15 protein-coding genes, 1 tRNA gene and 2 pseudogenes are annotated in these 15,739 nt (G+C 60.6%); 14 read left to right on the forward strand and 4 right to left on the reverse strand.

What is annotated here, in order from left to right; genetic code table 11:
* Together AAC640_RS08705 and AAC640_RS08710 are read left to right on the forward strand one after the other, a co-directional pair.
* The coding region (locus AAC640_RS08705) for a TonB-dependent receptor (RefSeq protein WP_340265730.1) at positions 1-1,790 on the forward strand (1,790 nt) is incomplete at its 5' end.
* A 260-nt stretch (positions 1,791-2,050) separates the two neighbouring features.
* Positions 2,051-2,451: pseudogene (locus AAC640_RS08710) on the forward strand (transposase); the annotation flags it as partial.
* A gap of 491 nt (positions 2,452-2,942) precedes the next feature.
* Here the strand turns inward: AAC640_RS08710 and AAC640_RS08715 are convergent.
* Positions 2,943-3,017 (reverse strand) — tRNA-Gly (locus AAC640_RS08715).
* A gap of 259 nt (positions 3,018-3,276) precedes the next feature.
* On the opposite strand from AAC640_RS08715, the gene paoA reads away from it, so the two are divergent.
* The 4 genes from paoA (at position 3,277) to AAC640_RS08735 (ending at position 9,160) form a co-directional block, all read left to right on the forward strand.
* Positions 3,277-3,912 carry an aldehyde dehydrogenase iron-sulfur subunit PaoA gene (gene paoA / locus AAC640_RS08720; RefSeq protein ID WP_340265731.1) on the forward strand — a complete coding sequence of 212 codons (636 nt, stop codon included), beginning with the start codon at positions 3,277-3,279 and terminating at the stop codon, positions 3,910-3,912.
* Positions 3,909-4,865 (forward strand): FAD binding domain-containing protein, encoded by a 957-nt coding sequence (locus AAC640_RS08725; protein ID WP_340265732.1) that lies wholly within the window; start codon positions 3,909-3,911, stop codon positions 4,863-4,865. The genes paoA and AAC640_RS08725 overlap by 4 nt, the downstream gene beginning before the upstream one ends.
* Positions 4,862-7,078 (forward strand): aldehyde oxidoreductase molybdenum-binding subunit PaoC, encoded by a 2,217-nt coding sequence (paoC, locus tag AAC640_RS08730; RefSeq protein WP_340265733.1) that lies wholly within the window; start codon positions 4,862-4,864, stop codon positions 7,076-7,078. The genes AAC640_RS08725 and paoC overlap by 4 nt, the downstream gene beginning before the upstream one ends.
* Before the next feature lie 81 nt (positions 7,079-7,159).
* Entirely contained in the window at positions 7,160-9,160 is a 2,001-nt protein-coding gene (locus AAC640_RS08735) for a TonB-dependent receptor plug domain-containing protein (RefSeq protein ID WP_340265734.1), read from the forward strand.
* A gap of 203 nt (positions 9,161-9,363) precedes the next feature.
* Here AAC640_RS08735 and AAC640_RS08740 read toward each other — a convergent pair whose 3' ends face one another.
* Complete coding sequence (locus AAC640_RS08740) at positions 9,364-9,504, reverse strand: hypothetical protein (protein WP_340265735.1); 141 nt, start codon at positions 9,502-9,504, stop codon at positions 9,364-9,366.
* A 131-nt stretch (positions 9,505-9,635) separates the two neighbouring features.
* Here AAC640_RS08740 and AAC640_RS08745 point away from each other — a divergent pair, with 131 nt between their 5' ends.
* A complete protein-coding gene (locus tag AAC640_RS08745; protein ID WP_340265736.1) occupies positions 9,636-9,782 on the forward strand; it encodes a hypothetical protein in 147 nt (48 codons plus the stop codon).
* A 192-nt stretch (positions 9,783-9,974) separates the two neighbouring features.
* Here the strand turns inward: AAC640_RS08745 and AAC640_RS08750 are convergent.
* Together AAC640_RS08750 and AAC640_RS08755 are read right to left on the reverse strand one after the other, a co-directional pair.
* A pseudogene (locus AAC640_RS08750) lies at positions 9,975-10,112 on the reverse strand (IS3 family transposase); the annotation flags it as partial.
* Positions 10,113-10,327: 215 nt separating this feature from the next.
* Complete coding sequence (locus AAC640_RS08755) at positions 10,328-10,801, reverse strand: TonB-dependent receptor (protein WP_340265737.1); 474 nt, start codon at positions 10,799-10,801, stop codon at positions 10,328-10,330.
* 17 nt (positions 10,802-10,818) lie between these two features.
* Here AAC640_RS08755 and AAC640_RS08760 point away from each other — a divergent pair, with 17 nt between their 5' ends.
* From AAC640_RS08760 to AAC640_RS08790, 7 genes are all read left to right on the forward strand, one after another.
* The gene (locus AAC640_RS08760) at positions 10,819-11,922 is read left to right on the forward strand and encodes a spinster family MFS transporter (protein ID WP_340265738.1); all 1,104 of its coding nucleotides are present in this window, start codon (positions 10,819-10,821) and stop codon (positions 11,920-11,922) included.
* 17 nt (positions 11,923-11,939) lie between these two features.
* Positions 11,940-12,809, forward strand: coding sequence for a TauD/TfdA dioxygenase family protein (locus AAC640_RS08765; RefSeq protein ID WP_340265739.1), 870 nt, complete (start codon positions 11,940-11,942; stop codon positions 12,807-12,809).
* Between the two features lie 70 nt (positions 12,810-12,879).
* Positions 12,880-13,470 (forward strand): nuclear transport factor 2 family protein, encoded by a 591-nt coding sequence (locus AAC640_RS08770; protein ID WP_340265740.1) that lies wholly within the window; start codon positions 12,880-12,882, stop codon positions 13,468-13,470.
* 24 nt (positions 13,471-13,494) lie between these two features.
* The gene (locus AAC640_RS08775; protein WP_340265741.1) at positions 13,495-14,289 is read left to right on the forward strand and encodes an SDR family NAD(P)-dependent oxidoreductase; all 795 of its coding nucleotides are present in this window, start codon (positions 13,495-13,497) and stop codon (positions 14,287-14,289) included.
* Positions 14,290-14,301: 12 nt separating this feature from the next.
* On the forward strand, positions 14,302-14,676 hold the full coding sequence (locus AAC640_RS08780) for an EthD domain-containing protein (protein WP_340265742.1): 375 nt from the start codon (positions 14,302-14,304) through the stop codon (positions 14,674-14,676).
* Between the two features lie 40 nt (positions 14,677-14,716).
* The gene (locus AAC640_RS08785; RefSeq protein WP_340265743.1) at positions 14,717-15,379 is read left to right on the forward strand and encodes an SDR family NAD(P)-dependent oxidoreductase; all 663 of its coding nucleotides are present in this window, start codon (positions 14,717-14,719) and stop codon (positions 15,377-15,379) included.
* A complete protein-coding gene (locus AAC640_RS08790) occupies positions 15,376-15,657 on the forward strand; it encodes an SDR family NAD(P)-dependent oxidoreductase (RefSeq protein ID WP_340265744.1) in 282 nt (93 codons plus the stop codon). Before AAC640_RS08785 ends, AAC640_RS08790 begins: the two co-directional genes overlap by 4 nt.
* The last annotated feature ends 82 nt before the right edge of the window (positions 15,658-15,739 follow it).

Consider the following 15,739-nt stretch of genomic DNA (forward strand, 5'->3'; position numbering starts at 1 on the left):
CCGAAACGGCGCCTTTCATCAGAGCCGCGTGCCCCTTCCTACGCCCTCATACCAAAATCACTCGGTTTTTCGAGGTGTCCAGCTATGAACGCTATGGCATCCGTGGAAGCGTGGCGCTCAAAACCGGCGGCCTGACCAACAATCTGATGGTCGATTATTACCACACGGACGGGTCGAACACCGTACCCGAGCTTTCAGCAATTGTCCCGAACGCATTCCCCATTGCCTCGCTATATGCAGGTGTTGCAACGCCGCAGGACCGGGCCACAGGTATCGCTACAATTCAGGCTTTCGTGGGGCCAGCAGGCGCTCCGTTCGTGCCCGCTTTCTACGACGCATATTTTGCGGTCCCTAATCGCCCCGGCATGACCCAGTTGCTGGCCGAACAAAAGGCAAGGGGCCCATACACGGTTTCGGCCGACGGATTGAATGTCTTCAGATCGAAGAATTGGGTTGTTACCAACAAGACGACACTTGCGATCGGCGATAATACCGAAATCAGAAACATCATCGGCTATACGCATCTCGATTCGTTTAACTCCGTTGATGAAGGTACGCCCTATGATATTGCCGATAACGGACCTCCGGGTAGTGGTAAGGGCATTCCCAATCTGACCAAGCAGTTCTCCGAAGAGCTTCAGCTTGCGGGAAAAGCGTTTGATGACCGACTGACTTATGTTGTTGGCGGCTACTATTCAGATGAAAGCTACAACAACGCCAACTCTTTCTTCACGCTCGACATCCTGCTTGGTGGTTTTTCTTCAAACTTTCACTACGAGCTCCAGAACAAAACCTATGCCGGTTATGCGCAAGGAACCTATGCGCTAAACGATACTGGTCTCTCGGTCACTGTTGGTGGCCGATATACGTCCGAGAAAGTGCGGAAGCTCCTGGAGCCGGACGATACCAACAGGATCGCTCTGGGTAACCCGGCACCGGCGGGCTATTCCTACGATAAATCCAGGACATTCAATAAGTTTAGCTGGACGCTCGGAGTGCAAGAGCAGTTCGACGCACACACGCTTCTCTATGCTATGTCACGGCGCGCCTACAAGAGCGGCGGTTTTAACGGAACGGCAACACCGCTGAATGGCTCGGCTGCCGCGGGTGGCGATAGCGTTGAGTCGGAACAGGTTACCGATGTCGAAGTCGGTCTGAAGCACCAGAGCAATTCGGGCGGAGTACCCAAGCGCATCAATATCGCCGCCTATCACGAGTGGATGAAGGACCGGCAAACGGTTGCAATTTTCCTTCTCCCTACCGGAGCCGCAGTGGCAACCGTCAATGTGCCGACCTCGAAAGTATACGGCCTTGAGGTCGACGGCTCAGTCGGCCCGATAAGTGGTTTCACTTTGGGTGGAACGTTTAACTACACCCATGCGCGTTTTGGTTCGGATCTGGTCGCGGTCCCCGGCCCGCAGTTTGTGAAGTACGATACATATCCGGATACTCCCAAATTTTCTGGTTCGGCATATGTGGATTATGTGATGCCAGTATCGGGGTCGATCGAAGCTTCCTTGCACGGGGAAGTCTATGCTCAGTCGAAGGTAAATGTCTCTGTTCAAAGCCTTTTCAGCGAGGGTTCGGTTCTTCCAGGCTATGCTCTGGTCAACTTCCGTGCCGGCCTGGAAGATCACGATGCGGGCTGGTCGCTGACCGCTAATCTTAAAAATGCTTTCAACAAAATCCATTATGTGGGCGGCATTCCGTTCGGAGGGCTTCTGGGATTTGCCAATCGCCTTCCGGGCGATCCGCGCACGATCACGGTGGAAGCACGGTACAAGTTCTGACCCGATGAAGTGCAAGCGGCTGGCCACCTCCTGGTGGCCAGCCGTTGTACGATCAGGACCGCGGTCGCAGGCAGGTAAATGCATCGGGCTACATCAGCCCTCACGGGGAAAGACTGCGCCTTGGTTTTTTAGAGTCCTCGATGAGGAGGAACCCCTCCGACTCACATGGGGGATTGGGTGTCAACTGGACGCCTCGAAGAACCTCTGGAGCCTGACGGCTTGACCTGATTCACTTGTCTAGCGCGACAGTGGAGGCAGAGATGGCGGTGCAACCTGGTTTCTTTGATCTTGCGGACCGATATGAGGCACTGAGCGTCGCTGGCAATCCGCTGGAGCGATTGGCGGCTGTAGTGGATTTCGAGGTTTTCGCGGGCCGTTGGCAGCGGCATTGCGCCGCAGTCCCCGTCGCAAGGGCGGACGGCCGCCGTTCGACCCGGTGCTGATGTTCAAGATCCTTCTGCTGCAGGCGCTCTATTCGCTGTCGGATGATGCAACGGAATTCCAGATCAAGGACCGGCTCTCTTTCCAGCCTTTTCTGGGTCTCGGTCTCGATGGCACGGTGCCCCATGCGACGACTATGTGGTTGTTCCGGGAGCGACTGGTGAAGGCTAAAGCGATCGACAAGCTCTTCGCCCGCTTCGATGCCGCGCTGACGGACAGGCTACGGGGCGTAGCCTTTCAACGCGCAACTGTGCAGTCGGCGACCGCTCTTGAGCTCCTCCGAGGCATCTTCGAATGACCGATAATGGCGCGAATCAGTCGTGCCCGCTTGCAAAACTTTTACCACCCAACACCCCTCAGTTTCTGGTCGGTGATAGCGCTTGGCGGATTTTGCAGGTCATCGAGGAGCGGCGGCGCGCCCGGACGGCACTTTGGTAGCCGGGATGCCAGCGGCGACGCCTCCATGGACTTCGAGAACGGAAACAGAAGGAACCCGGCCATCGCTCCAAGGCGACTATTAGCTGACGCTGCGGTCCCCCGACCCGTGGCGGGGCGGCACAGCTGCCAGAGGCACGAAGGGGGGGGGCGGTCCGGCAGGGCGCCCCGTGAGCGCAACCTGCCTAGCAAAAGAGAGAAATTACCCCCGTGTTACCCCGGCGGCACTCAGTTCTCAGTGTTGGGGTACTAAATCGCTGCTTTTATTGAAAAATCTGGAGCGGGCGAAGGGATTCGAACCCTCGACCCCAACCTTGGCAAGGTTGTGCTCTACCCCTGAGCTACGCCCGCTCTGGCGGCCGGAGGATAAGGTCCCTCTCGGCGGGTGAGGCGGGCAACTAGCAGCGCTTCTCACCATCGGCAAGGGAGAAATGGGAACGAGAGCAATTTTCTTCCGGCCTTCTTGGCATCAATGGTCTTGAGCCAGATTCGTGATGTTGGCGTCGCCTGTCGCTCTGCTACTATGGGCCGGGCTCGATCTTTTCTGTGACTGGAGGGATCATCGTCCGGCCTGTTTCGTAATGCAGAGCAGCCATCGGAGGTTTAACGCATGACGCGTGATGATGTTACTCGGCGTGGTGTGCTGCAGGGCGGGGCCGCAGCCGCGGCGGTACTGCCTTTGGCGGGGCGGCAGGCGACCGCCGCAGCGGGGGGACAGATGAGTAGAGGAGGGCGCATGGCCGCCGTGGAACTGACTGTCAACGGCCGCGAGGTCCACCTCCAACTCGATCCGCGCACGACGCTGCTGGACGCCCTGCGTGAGCATCTGCACCTCACCGGCACCAAGAAAGGATGTGACCACGGCCAGTGCGGCGCCTGCACCGTCATCGTCGAGGGACGACGAATCAACAGCTGCCTGACGCTCGCGGTCATGCATGAAGGGGATGCGGTGACCACGATCGAGGGGCTGGGCACGCCTGACCGGCTTCACCCGATGCAGCGCGGCTTCGTCGCGCATGACGGCTACCAGTGCGGCTATTGCACGCCGGGCCAGATCTGTTCAGCCGTGGCCGTGCTGGAGGAGATCAAGGCCGGCATCCCCAGTCATGCGACGGAAGACCTGCAAAACGTCCTATTGTCGGATACCGAATTGCGAGAGCGGATGAGCGGCAATATCTGCCGCTGCGCTGCCTATCCCAACATCATCGCTGCTATTCGCGACGTTGCGGGGGAGGCCGGGGCATGAAGCCTTTCACCTACAGCCGCGCCAGCAGCCTGCAGGAAGCGGCCGATGCTGTCGCCGCGACGCCGGGCGCTCGCGTCATCGCGGGCGGAACCAATCTGCTCGACCTCATGAAGCTGCAGATCGAAACGCCCACACATCTGGTCGACATCAATCATGTCGGGCTCGACCGGATTGAACGGACCAAGGAGGGCGGCTTAAGGATCGGCGCACTGGTGCGGAACACGGATCTTGCCGCCGACCAGACCGTGCGGCGCGACTATGCGGTGCTGAGCCGCGCCCTGTTGGCGGGGGCGTCCGGGCAACTGCGTAACAAGGCGACGACCGCAGGCAACCTGCTGCAGCGGACCCGCTGCCCCTATTTCTACGACGTGCGCATGCCCTGCAACAAGCGCAGGCCGGGCAGCGGCTGCGGCGCGATCGAGGGCGTCAGTCGAGGCCTCGCGATCATCGGCACGAGCGAGGCCTGCATTGCCCAGCACCCCTCCGACATGGCCGTCGCGATGCGCCTGCTCGATGCCACGGTCGACACGGTGGGCCCCGCTGGCGCTCGACGATCAATCCCCATTGCGGACTTCCACCTGCTGCCAGGCGACACGCCGCAGGTCGAAAATGCCCTTCGACCTGGGGAGATGATCGCGTCTGTCACGCTGCCCAGGCCAATCGGTGGTATCCATATGTATCGCAAGGTGCGCGACAGGACGTCCTACGCCTTCGCGCTGGTATCGGTAGCTGCGGTGTTCAGCGGGGAGGGCAAGGCGCGCTTCGCCTTTGGTGGCATCGCGCCCAGGCCCTGGCGCGTCGAAGCGGCCGATGCCGCCGCCGGCAAAGGCGCCAGCGCGGTGGCGGAGGCGGCGCTGGCCGGCGCTCGCCCCACGGCGCAGAATGGGTTCAAGCAACAGCTTACGGCCAGGACGCTCGCGTCCGTCTTTCGACAGAAGGAGGCACGGGCATGAGGTTCGACAGCCCCGCCGCCAACAATCCCATCGACCGCGGCCGCGTGGTCGGCGTGCCTCATGATCGCATCGATGGTCCGGCGAAAGTCACCGGCACGGCGCCTTACGCCTATGAGCGGCATGACGCCGCGACGAACCCGGCCTATGGCTGGATCGTCGGGTCTGCGATCGCAAAAGGGCGGATCGTCGTCATCGACCTGCGCGCGGCTGAGGCGGCTCCGGGCGTGCTCGGCATTGTCACCCACCAGAATGCAGGGCCGCTGGGCAAGGGCAATATGAACACGGCCCATCTGCTGGGCGGCCCGCAGATCGAACATTATGAGCAGGCGGTAGCGTTGGTGATCGCTGATACGCTGGAAAATGCGCGCGACGCTGCCCGGCTGGTGCGGATCGATTATGCGGTCGAGCAGGGGCGCTTCAGCCTCGCGGCGCAGATGGACAGCGCAACGGTGGCGGCAGACGGCTTCGGCGGGCCGGCCGATACCAGTGTCGGCGATTTCGAAAGTGCGTTCGCCAAGGCCGCGATCCGGATCGACCAGCGTTATACGACGCCCGACCAGAGCCATGCCATGATGGAGCCGCACGCAACCACCGCAGCGTGGAATGGCGACCGCCTGACGCTCTGGACATCCAACCAAATGGTGGGCTGGAGCGTCGGAGAAGTCGCCAAGACGCTGAAAATACCGAAGGACAAGGTGCGGATCGTGTCGCCCTTTGTGGGCGGTGGCTTCGGCGCCAAGCTGTTCCTGCGCGCGGATGCCCTGCTGGCGGCGCTGGGCGCGCGACTGGTCGGTCGGCCCGTTAAGGTCGCGCTCGCCCGTCCGCAAATCCCAAACAACACCACCCATCGCCCCGCCACGATCCAGCGCATACGCCTCGGCGCCGGCCGGGACGGGGTTATTGACGCCATCGCGCATGAAGTCTGGTCGGGCGACCTGCCTGGCGGAGGCGCCGAAATGGCCGCCCAACAGACGCGGCTGCTCTATCGCGGCGCCAATCGCATGACCGCGCACCGGTTGGCGGTGCTCGACCTGCCGGAAGGCAACGCGATGCGCGCGCCGGGTGAGGCGGTCGGCCTCCTGGCGCTCGAAGTGGCGATGGACGAACTGGCGGAGGCCTGCGGCGTGGACCCAGTCGAACTGCGCATCCGCAACGACGTGCAATATGATCCAGAAGCGGGACCGCAACGACCCTTTTCCAGCCGCAAGTTGGTGGAATGCCTGAGGCAGGGGGCGCAACGGTTCGGCTGGGACAAGCGGTCTGCCCGCCCCGGCCAGCGGCGTGACGGCCGGTGGCTGGTCGGCATGGGGATGGCGTCCGCCTTCCGCAACAATCTGGTCACTCGTTCCGCCGCGCGCGTCCGGATTGACGGCGGCGGCCGCGTGATCGTCGAAACCGATATGACGGACATCGGCACTGGCAGCTATACCATCATCGGCCAGACGGCTGCGGAGATGATGGGCGTCCCCCTGGATGCCGTGACGGTGCGACTGGGAGACAGCCGCTTTCCCGTAGCCGCCGGTTCAGGTGGGCAGTTCGGTGCAAACAGCTCGACCGCCGGGGTCTATGCCGCCTGCGTCGCGCTGCGTGCCAAACTGGCGGAAAAGGCGGGCTTTCCCGCAGAGCAGGCCGTGTTCGAGGAGGGGCTGGTTCGCCTGCACAACCAGTCCCAAAGTCTGGCCGCACTGGCGGGTCCGGAGGGTCTTTGGGCCGAGGATGCCATCGAATTCGGGGATTTGGCCAAGCGCTATGCGCAGGCGACCTTTGGCGCGCACTTCTGTGAAGTCGGCGTTGATGTCGATACGGCGGAAATACGCGTCCGGCGCATGGGGGGCGCTTTTGCAGCCGGTCGCATACTCAACCCCAAATCGGCTCGCAGCCAGGTAATTGGCGCCATGACGATGGGGGTGGGCGCCGCGCTCATGGAGGAATTGAACGTCGATACGCGCTTCGGTTTTTTCGTCAATCATGACATGGCCGAATATATCGTGCCGGTACATGCCGACATTCCGGATCAGGATGTCCTGTTCCTCGATGAACTGGACGATAAAAGCTCGCCGATGAAGGCCAAGGGCGTCGGGGAACTGGGCATCTGTGGCGCAGGAGCAGCGGTTGCGAACGCGATCTACAATGCCACTGGCATCCGCCTGCGCGATTATCCGCTGACGCTGGACAAAATGCTTGCTGTCGCAGAGGGATCCGCGCTCGCTTGACAGGCACTTTGCTTCGTTCATAGGCCCGCTTGCCTTAGCGCTCATGGAAGGGCGGCGAAGCAATATGGGAGCGGGCGTTGCGTGAGAAATCTTTCCTTGGCCTTGTTGTTCGCGGCCGCGCCGTCCATTGCCGTGGCCCAGACCTCCGGGCCGGTCGCGGACGATAGCCGGATCATCGTCACTGGCGAGGGCTTGCCATTGCCCCCCGGCACGCCGGCCTATGGATCAGTGACGATCACGCGTGACCGCATGGCCAGCAGTGCCTCGGGGCGGATCGAAAGCATCCTGACCGATGTCGCCGGCTTTCAGCAGTTCCGCCGCTCCGACAGCCGATCAGCCAATCCTTCGGCGCAGGGAGCCACGTTGCGCGCGCTTGGCGGCAATGCGTCGAGCCGGACGCTGGTCCTGCTCGATGGCGTGCCCATGGCGGACCCCTTCTTCGGCTATATTCCCTTCAGCGCGCTTGTGCCGGACCGTTTGTCGGCCGTGCGTGTCACGCGCGGCGGCGGGATCGGAGCCTTTGGCGCCGGCGCGGTCGCGGGCTCGATAGAATTCGCCAGCGCAACCCGCGACCAACTGCCCGCTTTTGCCGCGAGCGCGCTCTATGGCAGCCATGACGCCACCGAATTGTCCGCCAGCCTGTCGCCGAACGTCGGCAGCGGCTATGTCTCGCTATCAGGCCGTTGGGACCGGGGCCATGGGTTTCAGACTACGCCACGCGACCAGCGCGTCGCCGCGACCGTGCCCGCGGCCTATGACGGTTGGTCCGCCAACCTGCGCGCGGTGGCGCCCGTCTCCGCGACATCGGAGGTTCAGTATCGCGTCACCCTGTTTCACGATGATCGCACCCTGCGCTTTCGCGGCGCCAACAGCATGAGCGAGGGGCAGGACGCATCCATCCGTTTCCTCTCGCGAGGTCGCTGGCAGGTGGATGCGCTGGCTTATTTGCATGCCCGCAACTTTTCCAACATCGTCATTTCCGCCAGCACCTTCCGCAAGTCCCTGGACCAGCGCGACACGCCTTCCACCGGCATTGGCGGCAAGATCGAGTTGCGGCCACCTGTGGGAGCCGATCATGTCCTGCGGATCGGCGCCGATAGCCGCTTCGCCACCGGGGATATGTTCGAGGACGCATATAGCGCGACCGGCGCTGTCACCGCGCGCCGTCACGCGGGGGGCGAGCAGCAGACGAGCGGCCTGTTCGTGGAGGATGACTGGACGATCGGTTCGCTGGTCCTGACCGGCGGCATTCGCGCGGACCGCTGGACGATCAGCGACGGCTTCTTCCGCGCGAGCGGCGTGGGGGCCGCCAATAATCATTTCTCCGACCGATCCGGTTGGGAATTTTCCGGGCGGGGTGGCGTGCTTGTCCGGCTTGGCGGCAGCGTTGCTCTGCGCGCTGCGGGTTATACCGGCTTTCGCCTCCCGACGCTCAATGAGTTATACCGGCCTTTCGTGATATTTCCGGTCACGACTCTGGCCAATCCTTCCTTGAAGCCGGAAAAGCTGAAAGGGGCAGAGGCAGGCTTTGATCTGACCCCCGTCTCCGGCGTAACCCTGTCGATCACGGGCTTTTACAACAGGCTGGACGATGCCGTGGCCAATGTGACGCTTGATCCGGCCAATCCTAATCTGCGCCAGCGCCAGAATGTCGACCGCATCACCGCCAAGGGTATCGAGTTGTCGGCATCCGGGCGTATTGCAGATTTCCTTCTGTCTGCTTCCTATGCCTATAGTGACAGTCGGGTGCACGCGACGGGCTTGCTGGACAGGAAGTGGCCCGCGCAGAGTCCTCGACATGCCGCCAGCGCCACTCTGGCCTGGCAACCGGCTCAGGGACCTGTGCTGTCCACCACCTTGCGCTATGTCGGCAAACAATATGAAGATGATCTGCAGACAGACGCGCTGCGCCACGCGCTGACTGTCGATGCCTTCATGCGCTTGTCGCTAGGGCGTGGCGTGGCCCTGCTCGCGCGCGGGGAAAATCTGTTCGATGAGGATGTCGTGACCCGCAATGCCGGCGGTTCGATCGACCTTGGCACTCCACGGACGCTTTGGATCGGCGTCAGCGTCGGGGGATAAGCGCGCTCATTGCTTCACTTTAAAGAAGGCTGCACGGGCCTTTGCCAGCGGCCGGACTTGTTGGCCAATCGGAGATTCCGTGCGCGCGCTTAGGGGACCTTCGAGCCAGTCATGAAGCGCGGCACCGCATGGCGTCCGGCGTTGACCTTCTCCACGTCCCGCAAGGCGTTGAAGAGCCATTGACGTTTGCGGGTCAGGAAGGCCTAGATCGCTTCGTCGTCGTCATCCGCGAGCGCCAGCACCTCGACATGGTCGGGCGTGACGGTGATTCGCCGTTCGGTCGCGCCAGAGGAGCGGCGCAGGTCATAGGCGATTTCCGTCCGTCCAACCTGCAACATCGGCATCAGAAGCCGCTCCCATACGCGTGGACGGCGAACTCCTCGATCTTCTCGCGGATGACCTTGGTTTCGCCGATGCCGCGCTCGGTCAGGATGCGGCGCACCTGTTGCCGCAGGGTTCGCAAATAGGATTCCATATGCGCGAAGGCGGGCTGGGTCGCCGCTGCATCGGCATAGAGCGCACCTACGGCGATTGTCGCGTCCTAGATCACCACATGATCGGCATGGGGCACGATCGCTTCGATGATGCGCATGATGGCAAAGCCATTCTCATCCATGCCTAGGTCCGCATGGGGACCCTGTTCCGCCTGGATGTCACCGGCCAGCCCTCGAACGCGCGCAGGCCATCAGCAGCGGCGAGTTGCCCTTCTTCGAAGCGCCGGATGATCTCCAGCACGCGCTCGGAGAAGCGGCCATATTGCGCGGGGTTCTTGTCCAGTTCGCGAGTGACGCGGCGGAGTTTGGACTTGTCCTCCGCCGCGCAGACCTTCGAGCACGATTCGAATCTTGTCCTCGGCCGAGAAGTGGCGCCGCGTCTGCCGCCGGATGTCCTTCACCACCTGCTCCGAAGGGGCCTTCGCCGACAATTTTGAATAGGAGGATTTGGGTTTCATCTTCGTTCCTTCGTCACTACGACGAAGCCCAAATCCTCCTTAAGTCACAACCTCAAATCTGTGCCATAGGCGCTGATGGCGGACAGTTTCGGTTGGATGAAATTACCTCTACCAGCTTGTCATTCTATCATGCTTTGGCGCTCTACAGCGCAGGAGCGAGCTGGGGCCTTCATTTCCTTCATCGGACCTTCATCCCTGATTTCCAAAACAGGCTCTTAGAAATTGGCTGTGGCGGTAACCCCATAGGTACGCGGGGCCCCGGGGTTAGCACGGTTCTGATAGGCATTGGGCGCGATCACGTCGAAATATTTCTTGTTCGTCAAATTATTGCCCCAAAGCTGCACGCTCCAGCGCTCGTCGAGCGACGTCAGTTTTACCGAAGCCCCTAGGAGATGGCGGGCCTGGCTAGCCTGCAAATGATCGACCGTGTTGAAATATTTCGAAACATAACTGTCGCTGGCCGAGAATTCTACATTGCCAAAGCCGCTATGGACCACATAGCTCGCAGACAGCGTTGCCGATAGTTTCGGCGCGTTGCTCATTGTCCTGCCACTTGCGTCGAAAACGGTTCGGATCAGGCCGAAACCGTTGGGCGCATATTGGAACAGCGGTGCGTTGAGCCATTCGGTATATTTAGCGTCCAGGACCGAAGCACTGGCGGAAATGCGCAGGTCGGCGACGGGGCGCACGGTCAGCTATCACGACGGTGCCGTTCGGCTGGCTGTCGGACAGGTTCAGCAGAACCCGCATCATCGGCACCGCCTTTCTGGTCTGGAGTGGGGCCACGGCATGTTTCGGCCTTTCCCATGGCCCGGCGCAACTCATGCTGGCGCGCGCCGGGGTCGGCTTGGGAGAAGCGGCTGGGATGGGGTCCTCCCACTCTTTGCTGATGGACTATTTCCCCTACTCGCAACGCGCCCGGGCAATGGCGATCTATGGCTTTGGCGTGCCGATCGGCGTCGCGGTCGGCTCTGTGGGCGGCGGCTGGATCGCCGGCCTCTGGGGATGGCGCGCGGCGTTCCTGATTGCGGGCGGCGTGGGCATCATGCTTGCGATCCTTTTCAAGTTGACCGTCAGGGAGCCTGCACGGATCGTGAGGGAGGGAGAGTCATCGACGCCCTTACCATTTCTGCGCAGCATCGCGATCATGCTTGCAAAACCCGGCTATTTGTTCGTCGTCTTCGGCTGCACGTTCAGTGCGATAGCGACGCTTGCGCAGTTTTTCTGGTTTCCCTCCTATGTCGCCCGAAGTTTCGATGGCGACATGGGCAGGACGGCGACGATTTTCGGGGCGATCCAGTTCGCAGGCGGCATCAGCGGCGCTCTGATTGGGGGTTATATATCCGATCGATGGGCGCGGGCCAATCCGGCGGCGCCGACGCTGGTGGCGGGCTTTGGCTATCTGGCGGCCTGCCCGATGGTCATCATGGTGGCCTTGACGCGCGAAGCCCAAATGGCGTGGACATTCTTCCTCCTGACGACGATTGCGACCTCGATAGGCAACGGCCCGATCGTGGCCGCGATCCAATATTTCGCGGGTCCCACATTACGCGGGACCGCATCGGCCATGCTGACCTTTTGCATCATGGTGTTGGCGATGGGCCTGGGCGTTCCACTGGTGGGATTGTTGTCCGATAGGCTGGCGCAAACTTATGGCGATGAATCCTTGCGCTATGCGCTGCTGAGTTTGCCCGTCTGTTATCTGGTCGGCGGCATATTGTTTGTCATCGCCGCGCGCTGGATGGTGTCCACCCCCTATTTGCAGGAGAGGATCGGATGCTCCGCCCTTACTGCGGGCAATAAATCATAGCTTTCAGGAGTTGCGACATGGCTATCATGATAGATCGACTGACGCCGAGCATCGGCGCGGAAATCACCGGCGTGAACCTGAACGATCCACTGTCGGATCAGGATCGCAATGACTTATTGAAGGCCTTTCTCGACCATCACGTGCTCTTCTTCCGTGATCAGTATCTCGCACCGCAGCGGCATCTCGAAATCGCTCGCCTGTTTGGAGAGATCGACAGCCATCCATACAACAGGACGCTTGGAAACGGGCTGGAAGGCGTGCAGATAGTCGAGAATAACGGCGAATGGGTGAAGCGCGACGGCCAGTTCTATACCGCCGCCTGGCATAGCGACACCACTTTTCTGCCCCATCCCTACAAGGGCGCGCTGCTCACCGCGCAAGTTATTCCCGACGTTGGCGGCGACACGTTGTGGAGCAACCTGGCGGCCGCATATGATATGCTGCCTGAAAAGATACAGCATCTGATCGAAGGCATGGAAGCGCGGCATAGCTACCCCGTTATCGCCACAACAGACACAAGCCCGATCGAGCATTTCAAGGGCGTGATCCACCCAGTCGTCCGCGTTCACCCCGAGACCGGACGTAAGTCATTGCTAGTGAACGAGAATTTCACGCGTGAGATCTTGGGACTCTCGCCGAGCGCGAGCCAATCGCTGCTGACATTGCTGATGGAACCGATCCGGTCGCCCGAAACGCAGGTGCGGTTCCGCTGGACGGCGGGCTCGCTCGCGATCTGGGACAATCGGTGCACTGCGCATTATGCATCGCTCGACTATACCCAGCGCCGCGTGATGCACCGCGTTACGCTGGTTGGGGACAAACCCATCACGACCCGCGAATGGGATGACCGTCTTGCTCGTTCGGAAAGGGAGATGATGACCGCATAGCGCATCCAGCGGTCAGCAAGGCAACTTGCCTTACTCCCTTAGGAACGGGATTGAATAAAAGGAGCAGGACATGGCCGATGCCGAATATGGGGATTTGAGCCGCCTGGGCGGCGTTGTGGAGCGCTTGGAAGCGCGCGTAAAGGAACTTGAGGCGCGGGAGGCGATCAGGGATGTATTGGGCCGTTATTGCCGAGCGATCGATCGGCTCGACCATGAGCTTCTAATGTCCTGCTACCACCCCGACGCGGTGGATGAGCATGGTTTTTTCACAAGTCATTCCAGCAAGGAATTCGCGGACCTGGCGATCCCGTCGATGGAGAGTTCGTTCGAACGGAGCTTTTATTCGCTGGGCACGATCCTGATCAAAGTCGATGGCGATCAGGCGATATCGGAGAGTTATTGCATTTCCCCAAAAATACTTCGCGAGCCCGACGAAGAAGGCCGCAAGCATATGCGAATTGGCGGCGTCCGCTTTCTGGACCGGTTCGAATATCGGAATGGCGAATGGCGCATAGCATATCGACGCCTGGTCGGCGAATGGGGCATCTTTCACCCTACGCCGACCCGCACCTACCAGTCGTTCAAGATCCCCCCGGACGAGAACAGCCCCTCGCTCGGACTACGAGACCGCACCGATTTTTCCTACGAGCTGGGAATGTAAAGCGCATTTTCCAAAGGAGTTAGCATGCGTCAAAGTCTGTCGGGGAAGGTCGCGCTTATCACCGGCGGCGCACGCGGCGTAGGAGCCGCTACTGCTTTGCGCCTGGTGGAACAGGGGGCTTTAGTCCATGTGGCCGACCTGGATCCTATTGATGTCGGCGAAACCCCCGGCTTGGCCCGTCTCTCTATCGCATCGCACAGGCTGGATGTGGGCGACCATCGAAGCTGGACAGACTTGATATCGCGCATCTATCGGGAGGAGGGCCGGCTGGACATTCTCCACCTGAACGCCGGCATCCAGGCTCGGCCCTTCGGCGTCGTGCCGTCCGATGATCCCCTGTCGTGGTTCGATGAACCGATCTGCGATCGTCTGATCACCGTCAACATCAAAGGGGTTACGAACGGGATCATGGCGGCCCTGCCGCTTTTGCGAGAGTCGCGAGGGTCCATCATCGTCACGGCCTCCATGGCCGGAGTCCGCGGCTTCGAAGCAGATCCCCTTTATGCGATGACCAAATTCGCGGTCGTGGGCTTGGTCCGCTCGCTCGGGCCCCGCTTGGCCAGAGACGATGTATGCATCAACGCTATCTGCCCAGGCGGTGTCGACACGCGGATGATAGCTTCGGCCTCTCGCGAAGCAGCTATGGACTTCATCAAACCCGCGCACGTTGCGGCGCTGGTGAGCCAACTGGTCGGCCGTCGTGATTTTGGCGGGATATGGCTGACGCCGCTCGACGGGACGATCCGGCGGTTCGAGATCGATCCGCTGGAGCATACAGATGCCGGGCGCATGCGCCTGTCCGATTTGGCGCGCGCATAGGAAGGATGCAATATGTTCAAAGTAATTTGGCTGATGAAGCGCAAAGAAGGTACGTCCCAAGCCGACCTGATTTCCTATTATGAAAATCATCATTCATTGCTTGCTAAGAAACTTTTTCTGGATAATGATTTCAAGCCGTTAAAATACATGCGGAAATATTTCCATTCTGTCTCTGATATACTGCCGTTCGCTGACACGCTATCAGGGACCGATTTCGATTTGGCCATGGAGATGTGGTTCGAGTCACGCGAAGATTTCCATCGGATGATCGAATTTTCCAGCCCGGAAGAGGTTTGGAAAATGGTTCTTGAAGATGAGAACAGGTTCTTGGATCCCCACAAGCGAGCCATCTTCATTCTGGAAGAGCATGAGACGATCTTCGACTGAAGGCGCGACTGAAGTTTCAAAGGAAAATAGGGCAGGATCAATGGAATATCAGATCGACAAGGACCAGACGACCGAAGATGTCCTTGGCAACATGGAGCTTACGGGCAAGCGGGTGCTCGTAACCGGGGCGAGCGCAGGTTTGGGGCTGGAAACGTCCCGGGCTCTTGCGGTGCGCGGCGCTCGGGTCGTTGGCGCGGTGCGGGACATGGACAAAGGCGGGGCTGCTATCGCTCAGCTTGGGAGTCCCGTTTCGGGCAATGTGGAACTGATTGAACTCGACCTGGCGTCGCTGAAGAGCGTGCGGCAGTGCGCAAATGCGTTGTTGGTGAAGGGCGAACCCTTCGATGTCATCATCTGCAACGCAGGGGTGATGGCCACACCCAAGGGGGTAACACAGGATGGTTTCGAAACCCAATTCGGGGTCAACCATCTGGGGCATTTTCTGCTGGTCAATTTGCTGATCCCGTTGCTGCGCCCCGGCTCGCGGGTCGTTATATTGTCGTCCATGGGCCACCGCTTGGCGGACATAGACCTCGACGATCCCAATTTCGAAGGCCGTCCCTACGATGAATGGGCCTCCTATGGGGGCGCAAAAACCGCCAATATCCTATTCGCAGGGACAAGCGCCTGCGCAATCGCGGCGTCCGGGTGGCCGCTGTCCACCCCGGCGTGGTCACCGACACCTCGCTCACGCGCCATATGAGCCGGGACGATTTCTCCGCGTTCGCGGATTCCGAGCGGGATATCCACCATCGCAACAAATCCATTCCCGAAGGCGCTGCCACCACCGTATGGGCCGCGTTCGTCGCCTCGGCCGACGAAGTCGGAGGCCGCTACAGCCAGGATTGCCGCGTGTTTGACGTCAATGACTCAGAGATCGTGTCCAACCACGGGCCACGCGCCTACGCGCTCAATCCATCGCGCGCAGCCAAGCTGTGGACAATCAGCGAACAAATGGTCGGTCAGAGCTTTGAAAGTTAGCACCACGTTCGCAGAATATTGATTGTTGGGATTTCCTCGGGGTTGAATGCGTGTTTCATGATAAGCAGGATTTTTGGATGCT

Origin of the sequence: Sphingobium mellinum (assembly GCF_037860795.1) — a bacterium.
Lineage (GTDB): Bacteria > Pseudomonadota > Alphaproteobacteria > Sphingomonadales > Sphingomonadaceae > Sphingobium > Sphingobium mellinum.

What these genes read in the sequence shown, in the direction of transcription:
- AAC640_RS08725 (WP_340265732.1), top strand. Translation starts at nt 3,909, where the DNA reads ATGAAGCCTTTCACCTACAGCCGCGCCAGCAGCCTGCAGGAAGCGGCC.
- AAC640_RS08770 (WP_340265740.1), top strand. Translation starts at nt 12,880, where the DNA reads ATGGCCGATGCCGAATATGGGGATTTGAGCCGCCTGGGCGGCGTTGTG.
- AAC640_RS08785 (WP_340265743.1), top strand. Translation starts at nt 14,717, where the DNA reads ATGGAATATCAGATCGACAAGGACCAGACGACCGAAGATGTCCTTGGC.
- paoA (WP_340265731.1), top strand. Translation starts at nt 3,277, where the DNA reads ATGACGCGTGATGATGTTACTCGGCGTGGTGTGCTGCAGGGCGGGGCC.
- AAC640_RS08740 (WP_340265735.1), bottom strand. Translation starts at nt 9,504, where the DNA reads ATGCCGATGTTGCAGGTTGGACGGACGGAAATCGCCTATGACCTGCGC.
- AAC640_RS08775 (WP_340265741.1), top strand. Translation starts at nt 13,495, where the DNA reads ATGCGTCAAAGTCTGTCGGGGAAGGTCGCGCTTATCACCGGCGGCGCA.
- AAC640_RS08780 (WP_340265742.1), top strand. Translation starts at nt 14,302, where the DNA reads ATGTTCAAAGTAATTTGGCTGATGAAGCGCAAAGAAGGTACGTCCCAA.
- AAC640_RS08765 (WP_340265739.1), top strand. Translation starts at nt 11,940, where the DNA reads ATGGCTATCATGATAGATCGACTGACGCCGAGCATCGGCGCGGAAATC.
- paoC (WP_340265733.1), top strand. Translation starts at nt 4,862, where the DNA reads ATGAGGTTCGACAGCCCCGCCGCCAACAATCCCATCGACCGCGGCCGC.
- AAC640_RS08745 (WP_340265736.1), top strand. Translation starts at nt 9,636, where the DNA reads ATGCGCGAAGGCGGGCTGGGTCGCCGCTGCATCGGCATAGAGCGCACC.
- AAC640_RS08790 (WP_340265744.1), top strand. Translation starts at nt 15,376, where the DNA reads ATGAGCCGGGACGATTTCTCCGCGTTCGCGGATTCCGAGCGGGATATC.